Source organism: Pseudohaliea rubra DSM 19751, from assembly GCF_000764025.1.
GTDB lineage: Bacteria > Pseudomonadota > Gammaproteobacteria > Pseudomonadales > Halieaceae > Pseudohaliea > Pseudohaliea rubra.
This window is the reverse complement of record NZ_KN234754.1, coordinates 49,848-67,723: the sequence shown is the minus strand read 5'-3', so window position 1 is coordinate 67,723 and position 17,876 is coordinate 49,848. Positions and strand designations below refer to the sequence as shown.

The following is a 17,876-nucleotide window of genomic DNA, read 5'->3' as shown; positions in this document are numbered from 1 at the left end:
CGGCGGCATCGACCCGCCGCCTCAGGCGTGAACCGCAGCACCCCAGGTACTGAAGCCGGCAATGCGTGGCGTACCCGGCAGGTACATGGCGTCCTGCTCCACGGCGCGGAAGCCGCCGGCCGCGAGCAGCGCCGGGATGTCCCGATCGAGATGGCAGCCGCCCGCGATACGTCGCCAGAGCGGATTCAGGCGACGCTGCCAGCGCTGCACGCCGACATCGGGGGCGAGGCCATGCTCACAGAAGAGCAGCTCGCCTCCCGGGCGCAGCACCCGCGCCATGCCCGCAAGCGCGTCGACGGGGGCGGGAATGGTGCACAGGCTGAAGGTCATCACAATGCTGTCAACGCTGTGGTCCGCCAGGGGTATCTCTTCGCCGGGCAGGCCGATGAACTCCACCGGAAAGGGCAACAACCTGCCGCGCTCTTCGGCCAGAGCCCAGGATGCCTCCGAGGGATCGAGGCCCACCAGACGCTCCACCGCGCCGGCATCGTAGTAGGGCAGGTTGAGTCCCGTACCAATACCGACTTCCAGAACCACACCGCGCGCCCGTGGCACGACCTTCTGCCGCTGCCGGCGCACGGGCCCGGTACCACAGGCGCAGTTGATAAGGTGCGGCAGGATGTGGCGTTCATAAAAACTCATCGGTTTGTCCCGGCGCGGTGGTGCGCCCTATTATACGCGTGGCGCCGCGGCGGTCGCAGGCCGGGGCCCGTGCCAGGGAGCAGGCCATGTTCGAAGCGCTGGAAACAGGGAAACACCTCACGGAGGAGCAGTTCAAGGCGCAGCGCGCGGAGCTGCGGCCGGCGCTCCTCCAGGCACAGTTCGACCTCGCCGGGCGGGACTACCCGGTCCTTATCGTCATGGGCGGCTTCGATGGCGCCGGCAAGGGTGCCGTGGTGCACCACCTCAACGAGTGGATGGACCCGCGGCTCATCGAGACCCACGCGCTGTGGATGCACTCCGATGAGGAGGAGAGCCGCCCCTATTTCTGGCGCTTCTGGCGCCGCCTGCCACCCCGGGGTCGCACCGGCATCATGCTCGGCAACTGGTACCAGCGCGCCGCCTACCGCGCGATGGCCGGGCGCCTCGACGAGGACGGCTTCGAGCTCGCCATGCGCCGGGCTGTCGCCTTCGAGCGCATGCTGGTCGACGACGGCGCCCTCGTAGTGAAGCTCTGGCTGCACGTCAGCCGCGACATGCAGCGGCGGCAGCTTTCCTACGAGGCACCGCGGCAGCACCAGAACCCGCGCGTACCGGCAGACCCGGAGGCGTGGTGGATCAGCCGGGAAGCCGCCCGCGGTGAGGCGCAGCAAAACGTGGCGTCGCTGCCCGCAGACCCGGAAGAATGGTGGGCCCGCTACCCCCGCGCCCTGGAAGTGTCCGAGCGCCTGATCCGGCTCACGGACAGCGGCGAGGCGCCCTGGCACCTCATCGAGGCCGATGACAGCTACTATCGGGACGCGACGGCGGCCGGCCTGCTGCTCAAGGCCATGCGCAACCACAAGCCCGCGAACGGGGGGCCCGCCAGCGGCGACCGCGACCCGCCGCCGGACGATCCGCAGCCGACGATCCTCGATGCCATCGACCTCTCCCGCCGCGTGCCCCGGGACGAGTACAAACCGCGCCTGGCGAAACTGCAGGGGCGTATCCAGGACCTCTTCTGGCAGGCACACCGGGAGCGACGCTCTCTGGTGGCGGTCTTCGAGGGCTGGGACGCTGCCGGCAAGGGCTCGGCGATTCGCCGGCTCACCGCCGCCGTTGACCCGCGGCTCTACAAGCTCGTACAGTTCGCCGCGCCCACGGACGAGGAGCGCGCCCAGCACTATCTCTGGCGCTTCTGGCGCCTGCTGCAGCGCGACGGCCGCGCCACCCTCTTCGACCGCTCCTGGTACGGCCGCGTGCTCGTGGAGCGCGTAGAGGAACTGACACCGCCAGCGACCTGGCGCAGGGCCTACAGTGAGATCAACGACTTCGAGGCGCAGCTGGTGGAGCACGGCTGCATCGTGGCCAAGTTCTGGCTGCATATCAGCAAGGACGAGCAGCTCAAGCGCTTCAAGGACCGGGAGGCGAAAGCGCACAAACAGCACAAGATCACCGACGAGGACTGGCGCAACCGCGAGCAGTGGGATGCCTACGCCCTCGCCGTGGAGGACATGGTGGCGAACACGAGCACCAGCGCGGCGCCCTGGCACCTGGTCGCCGGCAACGACAAGAAGGCGGCGCGGCTCGAGATCCTCGAGCGGCTCTGCGAGCACTTCGAAAGCCACCTGGGCGCCTGACGGCAGCAACCGGCGCGGCGGGACGGGACGGGAGCCCATGCGACTGCATATCATCACCACCGGCGGCACCATCGACAAGGTCTACTTCGACGCCAAAAGCGACTACCAGGTCGGCGACCCGGTGATCGGCGACCTGCTCCGGGACCTCGGCGCAGCGCTGTCCTTCACGGTGGAATCCGCCATGCGCAAGGACAGCCTGGACCTGACCGACGCCGACCGCGCGCTCATCCGTGAGCGTGCGGAAGCCTGCGAGGAAAGGCATGTGCTGATCACCCACGGCACCGACGGCATGGTCGCCACCGGCCAGGCGCTCAAGGGCCTCGCGGACAAGATCATCGTCCTTACCGGCGCCCTGCAGCCCGCCGCCTTCCAGCGCACGGACGCCGACTTCAACATCGGCTGCGCCGTGGGCGCCCTGCAGTGCCTGCCCGCCGGCGTCTACATCGCCATGAACGGCCGCGTGTTCGACATCGATAATGTGGTCAAGAACAGAGAGGCCAACCGGTTCGAGGCCCTGGAGGCCTGAGCGGCCTCAGCCCGCCAGGCGCCGCTCCCGCGGCGCGAGCAGCCAGGACAGCGCCGGCAGCACCAGCAGCGCGCCGAGCATGTTCCAGAAAAACATGAAGGTGAGCATCAGCCCCATGTCCGCCTGGAACTTGATGGGCGAGAACATCCAGGTCCCCACGCCCACCGCCAGCGTCAGACCCGTGAAGGCGACGGCGGTACCGCTGGACTTGAGGGCCGAGAAATAGGCCTCCTTCAGCGGCTCGCCCCGGCGCAGGTAGAACTGTAGCGCCGAGTAGATGTAGATGCCGTAATCCACCCCGATACCGACGCCGAGGGCGATCACCGGCAGCGTCGCCACCTTCACACCGATACCCAGGAAAGCCATGAGCGCCTGGCCAAGCACGGAGGTGAGAGCCAGCGGGACAATAATGCAGACGGTAATGCGAAGGGAACGGAAGTTCAGCAGGCAGAGCAGGATAACCACGCCGTACACCCAGAGCAGCATCTTCGTCTGCGCTTCCTCGATGACTATATTGGTAGCGGCTTCGACGCCGGCGTTGCCCGCAGCCAGCTCGAAGGTCACGGCGCCGGTGTCGTAGCGCGCGCGGAATTCATAAACGGCCGCGACCACGCGCTCCAGCGTTGCGGCCTTATGATCGTCGAGGAATAGTATGACCGGGGCCATGGAGCAGTCGGTATTACGCAGACTGCTCGGCGCACGGCTCAGGCTGTTGTTGAGGATGTACTGGTTGCGGCTGATCTCGCGCCACTTGGGGCTGCCCTCGTTCATGCCCTGGATCACGAGTTTGGACACATCGAGCAGTGACAGGGCCGACTGCACCCCCGGCACGGCCTCGAGCTCGGCCTGGAAGCGATCCACCGCCGAGATGAACTCATAGCTGCCGCACTGCTGCGACCCGGTCCGGGCCATGACCACGAACACGTCCGTACTGGTGGAATAGTTCTCCGTGAGGAAGGCGTTGTCGCGGTTGTAGCGCGAGTCCGGGCGTAGCTCCGGGGCACCCGGGTCGAGGTCGCCGATCTCCTGCTTCTGCCCATACCAGAGCCCCGCGGCGAGCATCACCGCAGAGAGGCTGAGCATGGCGATAGCGGGACCGCGCTCAGTCATGCGGGCCACCAGCGCCCAGTGCGTGAAGGGGCTGTGGTCCTTGTCGGCACGGTAGCGAACGCAGCGCCGGGTGACCCCCGTGTAGGAAAGCACCAGCGGCAGCAGCACCAGGTGAGTGAGGATGAGGACGGCGATCCCGGTGCTCGCCACTACCGCCAGCTCCTGTATCACCGGGATGTCAATCACCCGCAGCGTGAAGAAACCGACCCCGTCGGACAGGAGCGCGATGAACCCCGGCTTGGACAGGCGCACGAAGGTCAGCCGGGCGGCGTCGATACGCGACACCTCATGGTAGATGAAGTTGCCGAAGCGGTTGACGATCTGCACCGAGTGGCTGATACCCACGGCGAAGACGAGGAACGGCACCAGCATACTGTAGGGATCCAGCCCCATGCCGAGGGCACCCAGGATGCCCATCTGCCAGACCACCGCTACCGTCGAGCAGAGCAGCGCGGCGAGCGTCAGCCAGGCACAGCGCGAGTAGATCAACAGCATCACCGCGGTGATGGCAAAAGCCGCCAGGAAGAACAGGCCGACGAGGCTGGCGCCATCGATGAGATCGCCCACAAGCTTGGCGAAGCCGGTGATGCGGATACGAATGTCCCCGGACTGGTACTTGTCCCGCACCAGGCGCTCGAGGTCGCTGGCGAAGGCGTGGAAGTCGAGCTTCTTGCCGGTCTCCGGGTCCCGTTCCACGAGCGGCGCGACGATGATCGCCGAGCGGAAATCGTTGGCCACGAGGCGGCCGATCTGGCCGGACTTGAGCGTATTTTCGCGGAGTTTCTCCAGGACGCGCTCACTGCCGTCGTAGTCGTCCGGAATAACGGCGCCGCCGACAAAGCCCTCCTCCGTGACCTCCTGCCAGCGCACGTTCGGAGTCCAGAGGGACTGCAGGGCAGCACGGTCTACGCCCTTGACGTAGAAGACCTCGTCAGTGATCGCCTTGAGCAGTTCCTGGAACTCGGCGGTGAAGATGTCGCCCCTGCGTGTTTCCACGATGATGCGCACAGCGTTGCCCAGCCCCTTCAGATCCTCTCGGCTGGCGAGGAAATTGCGGATATACGGGTGGTAGACGGGGATCATTTTCTCGAAGCTGGCATCGGGCCGGAGCTGGCTCCCCTGCCAGGCGAAGAACGCTGTGGCCGCGACAAAGACGAGGATCAGCAACGGGCGCACCGCAAAAATGGCGCGCGCCAGGACCGGACGGATGCGACCGTCGTCATCTTCGAGCGTGTAGCTTTCCTGCGGACTCACGGCATGGCCTCTTCAAGGCGGGAAATCCCGCCCATCCCGGCAAGGTAGACCCGGCCCCCGCGAAGCAGCGCGTCGCTGAAGGTAGCACGGGCGGGATGATCGAAGCGCCTTGCCTCGCCGTCGGCCCCCAGGCGCAGCAGCGAACCGCCGGCCCCGACCAGCAGCGCCCCTCCCCCGGCAAGCCCGGTACCACCGTAGAGGCTGGGGCCCGGTGCCAGGGGGAGTCGCTGCCACTGTGCCCCGGTTTTGCTCACGAAAACGTTGCCGCGCAGTCCAAAAGCGGCCACCCCGTCACCGAGGTCAGCAAGCCCGAAAAAGCTGCCCTCATAAAGTCCCTCGATCCGCTCCCAGCTGTCGCCGCGGTCCCTCGATAGGAACAGCAGCCCCGCCTCGCCGCAGAGATAGAGCACCCCATCGCGCGCATGCAGGTCGTAATAGTGATAACGACCCGGGTTATCGAGGCCGTCGATGGCGATCCGCCAGTTGCCGCCGCCATCATCGGTGCGGAAGAGCAGGCCATAGGCACCCAGAGCATAACCCCGGTGCTCATCGAGAAAGAGCACATCTAGAAAAGGGTCAACGGGGCCGGTATCGAGAGCGGTTTCAGCGTCCTCAAGGGCAAAACGCGCATCCTCCAGGGCGTACTCCGCAGCTTCCCTGCCGGGGACGCCGGCCGGAAGGCCGGCAAGCACCGCCTCCCGCGCCTCGACATTCGCGTCGGCCCAACGATGAAACTGCAGGTTCACCGCCCGGCCGTCGAGCTGCAGCTTCCAGGACAGGCCACCATCGGAACTGGCCAGGACAACGCCGCCATGCCCCACGGCCCAGCCGTGCTTGTCATCGACAAAGGTCACGGCGGTAAGCAGAGCGCTCACCGGCGACGTCACCTGGCGCCAGGCCTCCCCGTCGTCGCTGATCGCGATCAGGCCCCGGCCACCCACGGCAACCAGGCGATCGCCGGCGCTGGCAAGGCCGGTCAGCACGGCCTCGGCGGGCTCGGGCGTCGGGGGTGCAGGCAGGAAGGCGAAGTCTTCGGCCACGGCCGCAGCGCTGGCCAGGGACAGGAGCGCCCCGGCCGCTGCGGTGCGCCACGCCCACCGCAGGCCAGGCCGCGCCATCAGCGTCGACCGGCCCGCCGCAGTGCCGAGGGGGTGAAGTCGTTGAAGTCGCCGTCGTAGTCGAAGCTGTACTGGTAGCCGTCTTCCTCGTTGTCGAGGCCGATGACCACGTAGCGACCAGAGATCAGGTCATGCAGGGACTCGGCAGCCAGCCAGGGCACCGCCACCTGGTAGTGCATGATCTTGTGCCCTTCCTTGAACTTCCACAGCTCGCCGCGGCCGTCATAGTGATCCACGAGGGAGATCTGCCAGCTGTCCTCGTCGATATAAAAAGTCCGGCGCGCGTAGATATGCCGCTCACCCTCTTTCAGCCTGGACTCGACCACCCAGACCCGGTGCAGCTCGTAGCGCAGATACTGGGGATCCATGTGACCGGCCTTGATGATGTCCTTGTACTTTAGGTCACCGCGCCGCAGCTGATAGCTGTTGTAGGGGATATAAATTTCGCGCTTGCCCACCAGCTCCCAGTCGTAGCGGTCCGGCGCGCCGTTGTACATGTCGAGATCGTCCGCCGTGCGCAAACCGTCGGACGCTGTGCCGGGGCCGTCGTAGGCGATGTTCGGAGCCCGGCGCACGCGGCGCTGGCCTGCGTTGTAGACCCAGGCCGCCCGGGGGTCTTTTACCTGGTTGATGAACTCGTGGACCAACAGCACATCACCCTCGAGCCGGGCCGGTGCCAGTACCCGCTGCAGAAATACGAACAGCAGGTTCGGGTACTCCTCCGGCGCAATGCGTGCACCGGGCAGCGTCTCGTCCTCAAACAGGACCGGGGCAAAAGCGCCGTTCTCCTGAACCGGCGCCTGGATGTAGCGCCTTGAGAGACCGTTGTCGTTGCGATAGCGGGTAATGTGGTTCCAGATGGCCTCGAGGCCATTGTCGGGGATCGGAAACGGTATGGTGCCGGCATAGTTCTCAAGACCGTTGCCTCCGGGGACCAGCTCGACGTCGGCCGCAGTATCGAGGATGCGCTGGAACTCGCTGTCCGGGTAGCGGGCGCTGCGGCGGGTAGGGTAGATCGGCATGCGGAAGCTGTCCGGGTAGCGCTCGAACATGGCGCGCTGCCCGGGCGTGAGCCTGTCCGCATAGTCATCGACATTGTCAGCGGTGATGGTAAACAGCACCTCATCATCGGCATAAGGGTCCAGCAGGCGCTCCCCCGCCACGTAACCTTCGGGCAACTCCCGGAGACCGCCGCTCCAGGGCGGGATCGTGCCGTCGCCGTTGCCGGCGCGCTCGGCGCCCATGGGGGTCAGTTCCTCGCCGCCGAGACGCGCGAGTTCCTCCGGCGTCAGCGCGGCGAGCGCTGCTCCGGCGCCGGCCGCCAGGAATCCCGTCAGGGCGATGCCGATGAGTCGCTTCTGCATGGTGGTACTCCGTTGTTATCGTTAAAACACTACCCTTTAAAAGGCTACGGAAAAGCTGAGGGACAGGAAATCCCGGTCCGCCAGTTCGTTGTAGTCCGCGCCGAAGAAGCTCGTGTAGGCCAGCTCCGCCCGGTACACATTCAGATAATCGGCACGCAGCGCCACGCTCAGCGCCTGGCGGCCTTCCACGAAGTTCGGCGCGGGGCCGTAACCGTCTACATCGTGCGACCAGGCCAGGCTAGGCACGAGATTGACACCGGCCAGGGCGTCGTTGAACTCCATGCTTGCGCGCACCTGGTAGCCCCAGGAAGAGCCGGTCGTAAAGCCGTCGTCGGTGCAGTACTCGGCATTCGCATTCGGCACGACGCCGAGCGTTGCGAGCACCGGATGTGCGTTGCAGCTCACCGGGACACCGAAGATCGGGCTGGTAAAGCTCTCAAAGTCGCCGACTCCGTAGGTGGCGGAGCGTCCGTAGTTGATTCCGTCCTCCATACCGTCGACCCAGGCGCCGCCGATTTCCGCAGCGAGGGACAGGCGATCGGCGCCGAACACCTGCTCAAAGAAACGGATCACGCTGACCTGCGCCTGCGTATACTCAACGGTGTCATAGCCGGCCACGTAGGCCCCGGGGCCCGCAGCGAGAGAGCGGGCTGTCATCGGCGACCACTCCGCGAAGGCGCCGAGGGCGAGGGACTGGAGGAGGTCCACGGTGTTGATCTGCAGCGGCATATCGGGCCGATAACTGAGTTCTCCGGCGACAGCCCAGAAGCCGACGTTGGTAGCAAAGGTAAAGCCGTAAACCTCGATATCCTCGGGGAACTCGAAGAAAAATTCGGGCTGCACCGCCGGGTTCAGGAAGGGCTGACCAAAGGCCTCCGTCGTGTTGGTGGCAGAGAAGATCGGCGTCCGGCTGTGATAATTGACATAGTAGAGGCCCAGCTCCGTACCGTTCAGGGAGTCCATGAAATAGCGGGCGGAGATGCCGTACTGACCGCCGTCATCGGGCTCGTCGTCCGGGGCACGGGCGATGGTGAGCCCCGCAGCTTCCTGAGCACCGTCCGGCAGGCTGGTGACCCCGGTAAGGTAGTTGCAGCCGCCGCCGTAGGGGTCGGCCGCGCTCCAGTAGGTGCCGCACTCATCGAGAATCGTGCGCTGCCAGTCGTACTGGTAAAAAGCCTCAAGGGTGAGGTTGTACGTCACGCCCACGTTGGCGTAGAGCATTCCCACGGGCAGCAGGGCTTCACGGATTTCCGTACCCGGGCGACGAATCGCCGTGACGTCGAAGGGGCTGATGACGTTGAGGCCGTTCTGGATGAACAGCGATTCGCCCCAGTTGAGGGCCATGTTGCCCGCGCGCAGTTCCACCGGCATGTCACCGAGGTCGAAGGTGCCGTAAACATAAGCGTCCAGCAGTTCGATGCCCTTGCCCTGGGCGAGGTCCTCGAAGTCGGAGGTGTCCAGCTTCTCGCCGGGCGTGTAGCCGTTGGCAGCGTGGCCGTGCGCGACCTCGTCGTTTTCCAGGGCGTAGTCATACCAGTACTTCACCCGGCCGAAGACACCCCAGCTGCCGGCGTTGAGATCCAGATCGTGGAGCCCCGTCAGGCGGAAAGAGTACATGTCGCCCTGATCGTAGTTCAGGTTGCCGTCGTCCGTGGTGGACGAAGAGGCCCGTCCCTCGCCACCCGTGTTGCCCGGCGACAGGACACCGTTGGATGCATCGTCCGCTCGCCAGCTGGCGCCCAGGGTGATGTTGGACCGCAGGGTGGCCTCGAAAGGGCCGATCTCAAAAGCGGCGGCGTCGCCGGCAAGGACGCCGCCGGCAAGGGCAACGGCGATGGACAGACTGGAGCGGTGGAGTTTCACGGGGCTTCTCCTCCCAGGTTGATTATTATAGTGCCTACTTTGCGGAGCGCTTTGCGGCGCACCATGCAAGAAAAGCTACACCCGACCCGCTCGGGTACCCTTGCGCTCGATCAAGGTTTGCAGTGATTACTTTCCTCCAAGGTAGCCAAAAAGGTGCCCTGCAATCTTGCGCAGCTGGATTTCATCGGAGCCTTCGGTGATGCGGTAGCGCCGGTGGTGCCGGTAGTGGTGCTCGAACTGCTTGTAGCGTGAGTAGCCCAGGCCGCCGTGCACCTGAATCGCCGCATCCGCGGCCTCACAGGCCAGCCGGTTTGCCCGGTAGTTGCACATGGCGACCTTGTCCGACAACGCCCTGGCGACCTTGCGTTTGTTCATTGTGTCCATGCGCGCCGCGACTTCAAAGGTCAGGGCGCGGATCAGCTCGTAGTCCGTCTGTAGTTCAGCGAGACGGAACTGGATGGACTGATTCTCCGCCAGCGGTCGGCCGAAGGTGTGCCGCTCCCGCGCCCAGGCCACGGACTCGGTGATGCAGTAGCGCGCGGTGCCGAGGCTCGAGGCCGCCTGGCGGATCCGGTTCTCATGGACGAAGTGCTGGGCCACTGCGAGGCCCAGGCCGCGCTCTCCGAGGATCGCACTGTCCGGCAGCCAGACATCCCGCAGCGAGACCCGGGGGTGGTCCGTGGGCATGTTGAAGGTCCACAACCACTCCTCGATAGCGAAGCCCGGGCTCGGGTTGGGCATGACGAAGCAGGTGATCCCCCGGGCATCACCCGCCTCACCCTCGCTGCGGGCGAAGATAAGGATGTGGGTGGCTGCGTGGGCACCGGTGGTCCACATCTTCTCGCCGTTGAGCAACCAGCCGTCGACACCGTCGCGTCGGCAGGGCTCCGCCCGGGTCTCGAGCCAGGTAGCGTCGGACCCATGCTCAGGTTCCGTAAGACCAAAGGCGACTGCCACCTCGCCGCTGATGCTGCCGGGGATAAAGGCCGCCTTCTGCGCATCGCTGCCGAAGTCCCGGAACGCCAGAGTAGTCGGAAAGTTACCGACGATAGCGTGCTCGTTCTGCAGATCGCAGTGCAGGCCGATGCCTTTCGCCGCCAGGTGCTCGCGCACGACGGCCATCTGCCAGTTGCTGGCGTCCCCGCCGCCGTACTCCGCCGGCAGCGCGTAGCCGAGGAAGCCGGCCGCCCGTGCCCGCCCGCGCGCCTCAGCCAGCAGCGCTTCCCAGGCCGGGTGCGGCTTGCCATCGTCCTCCCAGGCGGTACGCGCATACTCGCGCCGGTGGTCAAAAAAACGCCGGTTGTCTCCCTCAGCCTCCAGCGGTGCGAGTTCCCGCTCGATGAAAGCGTCCAGATCGTCGAGGAAGGGCCGCAGCGTAGCCGGGTCAGGCTGGTTCACGGGGAAACGCCTTCCGGCAGGTCGTCGGGCCAGCGCGCGGCGGCTGCAACAAAACCGCTGTAGCGGGGGTTATCGATAGCAAGGCGCGTCAGCGTGCGTCGGCGCAGATAGCCGAGGGTACGTTGATCCGCAGGCAGATGACCGTCGCGGAGGGCCCGGGCCAGGGTGACGGGCACCGGTTCGGCGCTATCTCCGCCCACCCAGACGGCGGCCTTTGCATCCAGCGCCGCAAGTGCCGGCGCCAGCGCCTGCTCCCGGCGCAGCATGGCCAGGGCGTTGCGGGCAACGCGGGCCTCGAAGGCCGCCCGCCCCGAGAGCACGGGCTGCGCCTCCCGCTCGATGAACTCGCCAACGGCGGCGAGCAGTTCCGTTGCGGTAGTGGTCACAGGTGATCCTCCAGAAGAAGCAGCAGATCGATCTCCGCCTCTGACAGACGACGGCCCACGGCGGCCCGCTCCAGCGACGGGTCCCGACCGCTGCGGTGCAGATCCAGCATGGTCAGGCAGACAAGGCCCCAGTCGAGGGCCGCGAAGACTTCCCAGTAGTGAAGTTCGCCGACCGTCGGCGCCCAGCCGGCGGCTTCACGGTAGGCCTCGAGCAGGTCGCCGTAGGCGCCGAAGCCTCCCACGGGCCGATCGCTGCGGCCAAAACGCCACACATTGGCGCAGAGGTAACCCAGATCCTCCGCCGGGTAACCGAGGTGGGCCCGCTCCCAGTCCAGCACGGCCTCGAGACCCGCGGGGGTCACCAGCAGATTGCCGCAGCGGAAGTCGCCGTGCACAAGGCGCAGGGGCGCCGCTGGCGGCGCCTGCGCCCGCAGCCAGCGGAGGGCCAGCTCAAGCACCGGCGACACGTTGCCAAAACCATCGAGAAGGTCCTGCAGCCGCCCCAGCCGCTCGCCGTGGCTACTGCGGGGCAGTGCCGGCGGCAGGTCGTCCGTGGGCAGGGCATGAATCGCCGCCAGGGCCCGGCCGCAGTCCGCGGCCAGGCCGCCGAGGGCTGCCGCATAGCGCTCGTCGCGAAACAGCTTCTGCGGCAGGGCCTCACCGGGCAGCCGGTCCATGAGGTAGCCGTCGCCAAGGCCGTCTCCGGCGACAAGTTCAGCGCGCACCGCGGGCACGGGGACGCCGCCGCGCGCGGCGAAGCGCAGGAGCGCCGCCTCCACCGCCAGGTCCAGAGGCAGCAGCGCATCCTCGCCGCCCCCGGCAACCCCTGCGGGCAGGCGCCGCAGAATCATCGGCTGAGCCGCAGCGGCGTTCTGCACGTCTCCGGGCACCCAGTCAAAGGCCCAGGTCTCCATGTTCGCCCCGCCACTCAGGCGCCGGAGCCCGTGGACCTCGCCACCACCAAGGCGTGCCGCGAGCCCCGCGGCAAGGGCCACCTCAGGCGAAACGGAAGGCATTGACCGGCTCCCCCGCTGTCACGATACCGGGCGCGCCCACGCAGTCGTCATGGGCCAGGCGCTCGAGCAGTGCACTGTCGTCCCGGGCCTGGGCAAGGCAGCGCTGGCCGTCGGCAAGGCGACAGACCAGCACGCCCGTGGCCGGACCCTGCTCGTAGCGCACGGCGTGGGCCTCGATATGCACGGTCTCCGCCCCCACGGGGTCCCGCAGCCGCGGGTGCCGGTCCAGGGGCACGGCGGCCTGGGCGGCCCCCGGGTCACGCTCGCCCCAGGGCCGGGCCGGGGGCGCCATACCGTAGATGCCCACGGCATGCTTGGTCAGGTAGCCGCCATTGGCAGTCACGAGGCCGTGGCCGCTGCCGACCTCACGCAGCCGGCTGACCAGCTCGGCGATGGCGTGGGTCGAGTAGTTGTTGCCGGGGCCGCCGAAGAGCGTGAGCCCACCGGTCACCGTCACGCCCCGCGGGTCCTCCGGCGCCAGACCCAGACTGTTGCAGGCAACGGTCACCGCCGACGGGAAGCAGCTGTAGAGATCGAAGTGGTCGATGGCGTCGATCGCAAGACCGGCCTGCGCCAGGGCCGCCGCCGCCGAGGCCGCGAGGGCCGGGGAGCGGTGAAAGTCCTCGCGCTCGGCGGCATACCAGACGTCATTGGCCTCGGCGCCGCCGTGGAGGTAGACCCAGCGCGACGGATCGATACCCTGGCGCCGCGCCTCCCCCACGGTAGTCAGCAGCACCGCCGCGGCCATATCAACGGCTGCGATCGCGTTCATGCATTTGTTGTAAGGCCAGGTGATGATGCGATTACCGTTCGCCTCATCAAGCGCCGCCTCGGCGGTGAGCGGCGTCCGGCGCCAGGCGTGGGGGTTGGCTGCAGCGACCTCGCTCATCGCGGCAATCATCCGCCCGAGCCGGGCCCGCTGCTCATCCTCCTCAAGCCCCTGGGCGTGCCGCAGTGCGCTTTCAAACAGCGGGTAGGTGACAACCGGCTCAAACAAGCCGTGGGCCTGCTCCGCCGGAAGGCTGGGTAGCCTGCCCGCGCCGAGGTCTTCCGCGGGCCGGTTGCCCCCGGCGCGCCAGGCCGGAAGGTCACCACCACCGCGCAGCGTGCCGAGTAGCGTGGCCATGAGCTCGGCACCGGTAAGCAGGAGCATGCGGTAACGCCCCTGGGCAAGCCAATCAGCGCCCCGGTTGATGAACCATTGCGGCAGGTTGCCCCCGTAGTCGCTGGTGAGCAGCGCCGCGCTCATGCCCAGGCGGTCAGCCAGCGCCGCGCCGGGGTTCGGCGTGAGCAGGGGCGCCAGCTGGGGAACCTGTTCAGCGAGAAAGGGAATGGTGACCAGCGCGTCGACCGCCGATGCGGCGACACCGGCGTCGGCGAGCGCGGCACCAGCGACCTCGGCCAGGGCGTCCACGGGCGTTCGCGCCGGGTCCCGGTCGCGCCAGGTCTGCTGGCTAACGCCCACAACAATGGGGGTGGCATCCTGCACCATGCCGCTATTCTCCTTACTTATTCACGGGCGAGCGAAGTGTACCGGTGACGGCCCCGGGGCCGCTACACTGGCGCCCCGGGAAACGGCAAAGGAAACCCGCCATGAACAGACTGCGCTATACGGCTGGGGTCATCCTGTCTCTCCTCGCCCTGCCCGCCCTCGCCTGGGGCCCGCAGGGTCACCGGGTGGCCGGCGCCATCACCGAGGCCCGCCTCTCCCCGGCAGCAACGGCGGCGGTACGCGGGATCCTCGGCGACGAGCCGCTGGCAGTGGCGTCCACCTGGGCGGACCGCAAGCGCAGCGATCCCGTCCCGTTCTGGCAGCGTCAGGCCGGCGCCTGGCACTACGTCAACGTGCCGCCAGGGGCGGCGCGCTATGACCCGCGCCGGGCTCCGGCAGGCGGTGATGCCTACACCGCCCTGGCACAGTTCCACCGGGAGCTTGCGGACCCGGCGACGCTACCGGCGCGCCGTGCCCTGGCGCTGCGCTTCGCTCTGCATATCATCCAGGATCTGCATCAGCCACTCCACGTCGGCGGCCGCGACGATCGCGGCGGCAACGGTTTCGCGGTAACGGTGAACGGCCGGCGCAGCAACCTGCACCGGCTCTGGGATTCGGGCCTGCTGGCGAGCGCAAGAAAAAGCGACGGGCGCCTGCAGGCCCGGCTGGAGGCCCGCTACGCGGCAGAGCTGGACGATGCCTGGCGGGAGGCGGACCCGGCCGTATGGATCGCTGAGAGCCTGGCCCTCAGCCGCCAGAGCTACCCTGCGACGCAGCGCATCGATCCGGGCTATTTCGAGCGCTTCCGTCCTGCGGCCGAGCGCCGTGTTGCCCAGGCCGGCGCCCGCGGCGCCGCCTGGCTCAATGCACTGTACCGGGAAGCGTCGGAGGCGCCGGTGACACCGGCATCCCCCGCGGGCTGGTGGCAGCGGCTAAAAGATTTCCTCGAGGAAATTCGCCAGCGCCTGGTGTGACCGCCGGTCGGCATCGTCGCTGTACACGGTGCCGAAATCGGGGTCGTTGGCCTCCGGGTTGGTGAAGGCGTGCAAGGTGTTGCCGTAGGCGTGGAGCTGCCAGTCGGCGCCGGCGGCAGTCATCTCCTTTGCCAGCTCAAGGACGCTGTCCGGCTGCGCCATGGGGTCATCCCAGCCGTGCAGGCAGAGTACCCTGGCGCGGATCGGTCGCGGCGCCCCGCCGCTGTTACCGGGCGGCGTGAACAGACCGTGGAAGGACACCACCCCGAGCACATCACTGCCGCTGCGGGCGAGATCCAGCACACAGAGACCGCCGAAGCAGAAACCGATGGCGGCTACGCGCTGCGCATCCACCTCCGCCTGCTCCCGGAGCACCTCGATGGCACGGTCCATGCGCCGCGCGACCCGGTCGCGATCCTCGAGGAAGGGCCCGAGGAGAGCCTGGTTCTCTTCCGTGCTGTTGCCGCGCACACCCTTGCCGTACATATCGAGGGCAAAGCCGACATAGCCCTGCTCGGCCAGGGCACGGGCCTTGCTCTCCTCAAACGGCGTGCGGCCGGCCCAGGCGTGCGCCACGGCCACCGCCGGCGCCGGACCCCGGTCCGGGTCCCAGGCGAGGTAGCCTTCCAGCGTGGCGCCGTCACAGTCGTATTCGATCAGTCGTTCCTGGATTGCCATGGTGTTGCCTCCGTTGCTGTTGTGGGATCGTGAGGTCGTGAGAGCGGCAGGGTCAGCCGGCTCCGTAAGCGTCTGGATCCAGCCTGCGCATCTCGCCCTCAATCCAGGCCTCGAGTTCCCGCATGAAAGGCTCGGGCTTGCGGCCTGCGGGATCCATCGGAGGACCGATGGAAACATCGATGACGCCGGGAATAAACCAGAAAGAACGCCGGGGCCAGCAGCGCCCGGAGGTGACCGCGATGGGAATCACCTCGGCGCCCGTGGCACAGGCGAGACGCGAAGCACCGCTCTTGTAGACGCCCTGCTTGCCGCGCTCGGTACGGGTCCCTTCCGGGAACATGATCACCCATTTGCCACCGTCCATAAGCTCGACACCTTGTTGGGCCACCTTGTTCCAGGCCTCCGAGCGCTTGCTGCGGTCTATGTGGATCATCTCCAGGCGGCCCAGGGCCCAGCCGAACATGGGGATGCGCAGGAGCTCGCGCTTGAACACGAAGGCCAGCGGGTGCGGCATCACGCTGGGAAAGAAGAAGGTCTCCCAGGTGGACTGGTGCTTGGCGCAGAGTATCACCCGGCGATTGTCCTTCGCCGCCGGGAGGTGCTCCCAACCGTGAATCCGGTAGTTGATACCGCCGACAAGGCGGGCCGCGGCGATGCACCCTCGCAGCCAGGGGACGGCGATCCACCACCAGAGGCGCTGGGCTGAGACGAACGGCGACAGGAGAAGCAGCACGAGGCCGGAAGGAATCACCGACAGGACGATCCAGCAGAACACGAGCAACGAACGAACTGCGCGCATCATGCAGGCGCCGCTCCCGTGGTCGCGGCCGGCGCGCCGGCCTCGCCCCGCTCCACGGACGCCACGAACTCCGCCATGGCGGCGTAGGCCGCTTCGGCCTCCGGGAGTTCCGGGGTGAACAACTGCCATACGTGAACCACGTGCGGCCAGGTCTGCAGCGTCACCGGCGAACCCGAGGCCTGGGCCTTGGCCGCATAGCGGCGGGCGTCGTCGAGGAGCATCTCGGCGCGACTGGCCTGGATCAGTACCGGCGGCAGGTCGCGAAGGCTGCCGCGCAGCGGCGAGACCCGCGGATCTTTCGGCGGGATACGCCAATTGAACCAGTAGAGCCACCAGAGCAGGAAGGTCGGCACCCGCAGCAGTTTGCCGAAGGCGGGGCCCAGCATCGGATCCGTGAGCCTGTTTGCGTGCAGGCTGGGCGACGTCATGGTCACATCGGTGGACGGCGACAGCGCAATGGCCGCGTCGGGCTGGCGCAGCCCCGCATCGCGCGCCCAGGCAAGCACCTCGAGCGTAAGGCTGCCGCCAGCGGAATCACCGGCCACCAGCAGGAAATCCGGCGGCTCCATGTCTTCCGGGCCGTTGTGGAGGATCCAGCGAAGGGCGGCGCGGCAGTCCCTGATGCCGTCGATGCGCCGGTATTCCGGGCAAAGGCGGTAATCAACGGCAAAAACCGCGGCATTAAGCAGACGGGAAAGGCGGTCGGTAATCGGCCGATGGCTGGTGGGACTGCCGGCGAACCAGGCGCCGCCATGGAGGTAGAGCACCCGGCGGCGGCTGTCTGCCCCGGGCGCCAGCACCCATTCGCCGCGGATCGCGTCACTGTGCACAGGCTCGATGCGGCTCTCGAGTGCCTTGCGCTGCCCGAGCTCATCCATCATCCGGCGGATCGCCGCAAGACGGTCGCGACCGCTGTATTGCTCGATATCGGCTGTGAGCTCGCGGAGCGAGCGCACCACCTCCCGGTGGGCCTCACTGGGTGGCTCTGCGTCCGGCGGGGGTAGCGGCGTATCGAGGTAACGGAGGTTCTCGCCGCGCAGGTAAAATACGCTGAAGGCGGCAAGGGCGAGGACGATAAGCAGCGCCGTGACCATGGATCCACTCCCGGGGGAAAGACCGGCATTAAACCAGACCGGCTGCGACACACCAAGGGCGTCAGGCTTCGGCACGGGCGGGCGCTGTACACCTCGCGGCAAACCCGTATATTGGAGGGTTGGATGTCGTCGACCTGGCGGCCCGACCCGGCAAGAGACCTGCGAGTCGCATGAAAAAACCGGTCAGCAAAGACGATCTGCGCGCCGAACTCGAGGAAGCCATGGGACGCTTTATCGAGCACGGCGGGACCATCGAGCAGGTGCCCCAGGGCGTCAGCGGTCGCGAGGACCATGCGCCACCGCAGCGCGGCACCCGAGAGCTGTTCATCGAACCGAAGGCAACCCGCACACAGATTCCGGAGGTCCTCGCTGCCCTCGATGCACGCCGCCGGCCGGGGAAGCGCCAGCCGCAGCGCAGCGTCCGGGGCCCTCGGAAAAAGCTCATCTACGACGATTTCGGCGAGCCACTGCGCCACGTCTGGGTGGAGGAATGAACGGTTCTCCTGCCGGACCGACCAGCAACCG

16 protein-coding genes are annotated in these 17,876 nt (G+C 67.3%); 4 read left to right on the top strand and 12 right to left on the bottom strand.

Features of this window, described 5'->3' with window-relative positions; all coding sequences use genetic code 11:
• Nucleotides 1-21 precede the first annotated feature (21 nt).
• Entirely contained in the window at nt 22-642 is a 621-nt protein-coding gene (locus tag HRUBRA_RS05745) for a class I SAM-dependent methyltransferase (RefSeq protein WP_035515313.1), read from the bottom strand.
• A gap of 86 nt (nt 643-728) precedes the next feature.
• Between HRUBRA_RS05745 and pap the strand changes: the two genes are divergently transcribed.
• A complete protein-coding gene (gene pap / locus HRUBRA_RS05740; RefSeq protein WP_035515311.1) occupies nt 729-2,279 on the top strand; it encodes a polyphosphate:AMP phosphotransferase in 1,551 nt (516 codons plus the stop codon).
• 37 nt (nt 2,280-2,316) lie between these two features.
• A complete protein-coding gene (locus HRUBRA_RS05735) occupies nt 2,317-2,805 on the top strand; it encodes an asparaginase domain-containing protein (protein ID WP_035515310.1) in 489 nt (162 codons plus the stop codon).
• A 6-nt stretch (nt 2,806-2,811) separates the two neighbouring features.
• Here the strand turns inward: HRUBRA_RS05735 and HRUBRA_RS05730 are convergent, their stop codons facing one another.
• The 8 genes from HRUBRA_RS05730 to HRUBRA_RS05695 all read right to left on the bottom strand — a co-directional run bounded on the left by HRUBRA_RS05730 (nt 2,812) and on the right by HRUBRA_RS05695 (nt 13,806).
• The gene (locus HRUBRA_RS05730; protein ID WP_052094435.1) at nt 2,812-5,169 is read right to left on the bottom strand and encodes an efflux RND transporter permease subunit; all 2,358 of its coding nucleotides are present in this window, start codon (nt 5,167-5,169) and stop codon (nt 2,812-2,814) included.
• Nucleotides 5,166-6,287, bottom strand: a complete 1,122-nt coding sequence (locus tag HRUBRA_RS05725; RefSeq protein ID WP_052094434.1) for a WD40/YVTN/BNR-like repeat-containing protein — start codon at nt 6,285-6,287, stop codon at nt 5,166-5,168. The genes HRUBRA_RS05730 and HRUBRA_RS05725 overlap by 4 nt, the downstream gene beginning before the upstream one ends.
• The gene (locus HRUBRA_RS05720) at nt 6,287-7,651 is read right to left on the bottom strand and encodes a DUF1329 domain-containing protein (protein WP_035515309.1); all 1,365 of its coding nucleotides are present in this window, start codon (nt 7,649-7,651) and stop codon (nt 6,287-6,289) included. Before HRUBRA_RS05720 ends, HRUBRA_RS05725 begins: the two co-directional genes overlap by 1 nt.
• A gap of 36 nt (nt 7,652-7,687) precedes the next feature.
• Nucleotides 7,688-9,514, bottom strand: coding sequence for a DUF1302 domain-containing protein (locus HRUBRA_RS05715; RefSeq protein ID WP_035515307.1), 1,827 nt, complete (start codon nt 9,512-9,514; stop codon nt 7,688-7,690).
• 126 nt (nt 9,515-9,640) lie between these two features.
• Nucleotides 9,641-10,912, bottom strand: a complete 1,272-nt coding sequence (locus HRUBRA_RS05710; RefSeq protein WP_035515306.1) for an acyl-CoA dehydrogenase family protein — start codon at nt 10,910-10,912, stop codon at nt 9,641-9,643.
• Nucleotides 10,909-11,298, bottom strand: a complete 390-nt coding sequence (locus HRUBRA_RS05705; RefSeq protein ID WP_052094433.1) for a DUF6285 domain-containing protein — start codon at nt 11,296-11,298, stop codon at nt 10,909-10,911. Before HRUBRA_RS05705 ends, HRUBRA_RS05710 begins: the two co-directional genes overlap by 4 nt.
• Complete coding sequence (locus HRUBRA_RS05700; protein WP_035515303.1) at nt 11,295-12,314, bottom strand: phosphotransferase family protein; 1,020 nt, start codon at nt 12,312-12,314, stop codon at nt 11,295-11,297. The genes HRUBRA_RS05705 and HRUBRA_RS05700 overlap by 4 nt, the downstream gene beginning before the upstream one ends.
• On the bottom strand, nt 12,295-13,806 hold the full coding sequence (locus tag HRUBRA_RS05695) for a thiolase C-terminal domain-containing protein (protein ID WP_035515301.1): 1,512 nt from the start codon (nt 13,804-13,806) through the stop codon (nt 12,295-12,297). Before HRUBRA_RS05695 ends, HRUBRA_RS05700 begins: the two co-directional genes overlap by 20 nt.
• A 101-nt stretch (nt 13,807-13,907) precedes the next feature.
• Between HRUBRA_RS05695 and HRUBRA_RS05690 the strand changes: the two genes are divergently transcribed.
• Entirely contained in the window at nt 13,908-14,780 is an 873-nt protein-coding gene (locus HRUBRA_RS05690) for a S1/P1 nuclease (RefSeq protein ID WP_052094431.1), read from the top strand.
• Here HRUBRA_RS05690 and HRUBRA_RS05685 read toward each other — a convergent pair.
• The 3 genes from HRUBRA_RS05685 to HRUBRA_RS05675 are packed head-to-tail and all read right to left on the bottom strand — an operon-like array spanning nt 14,739 to nt 17,351.
• Nucleotides 14,739-15,458, bottom strand: a complete 720-nt coding sequence (locus tag HRUBRA_RS05685; RefSeq protein WP_035515298.1) for a dienelactone hydrolase family protein — start codon at nt 15,456-15,458, stop codon at nt 14,739-14,741. The genes HRUBRA_RS05690 and HRUBRA_RS05685 overlap by 42 nt on opposite strands.
• A gap of 52 nt (nt 15,459-15,510) precedes the next feature.
• Nucleotides 15,511-16,260 (bottom strand): lysophospholipid acyltransferase family protein, encoded by a 750-nt coding sequence (locus HRUBRA_RS05680; RefSeq protein ID WP_322786720.1) that lies wholly within the window; start codon nt 16,258-16,260, stop codon nt 15,511-15,513.
• A complete protein-coding gene (locus HRUBRA_RS05675) occupies nt 16,257-17,351 on the bottom strand; it encodes an alpha/beta hydrolase (protein ID WP_035515296.1) in 1,095 nt (364 codons plus the stop codon). Before HRUBRA_RS05675 ends, HRUBRA_RS05680 begins: the two co-directional genes overlap by 4 nt.
• Nucleotides 17,352-17,521: 170 nt before the next feature.
• Between HRUBRA_RS05675 and HRUBRA_RS05670 the strand changes: the two genes are divergently transcribed.
• The gene (locus HRUBRA_RS05670) at nt 17,522-17,845 is read left to right on the top strand and encodes a hypothetical protein (RefSeq protein WP_035515295.1); all 324 of its coding nucleotides are present in this window, start codon (nt 17,522-17,524) and stop codon (nt 17,843-17,845) included.
• The last annotated feature ends 31 nt before the right edge of the window (nt 17,846-17,876 follow it).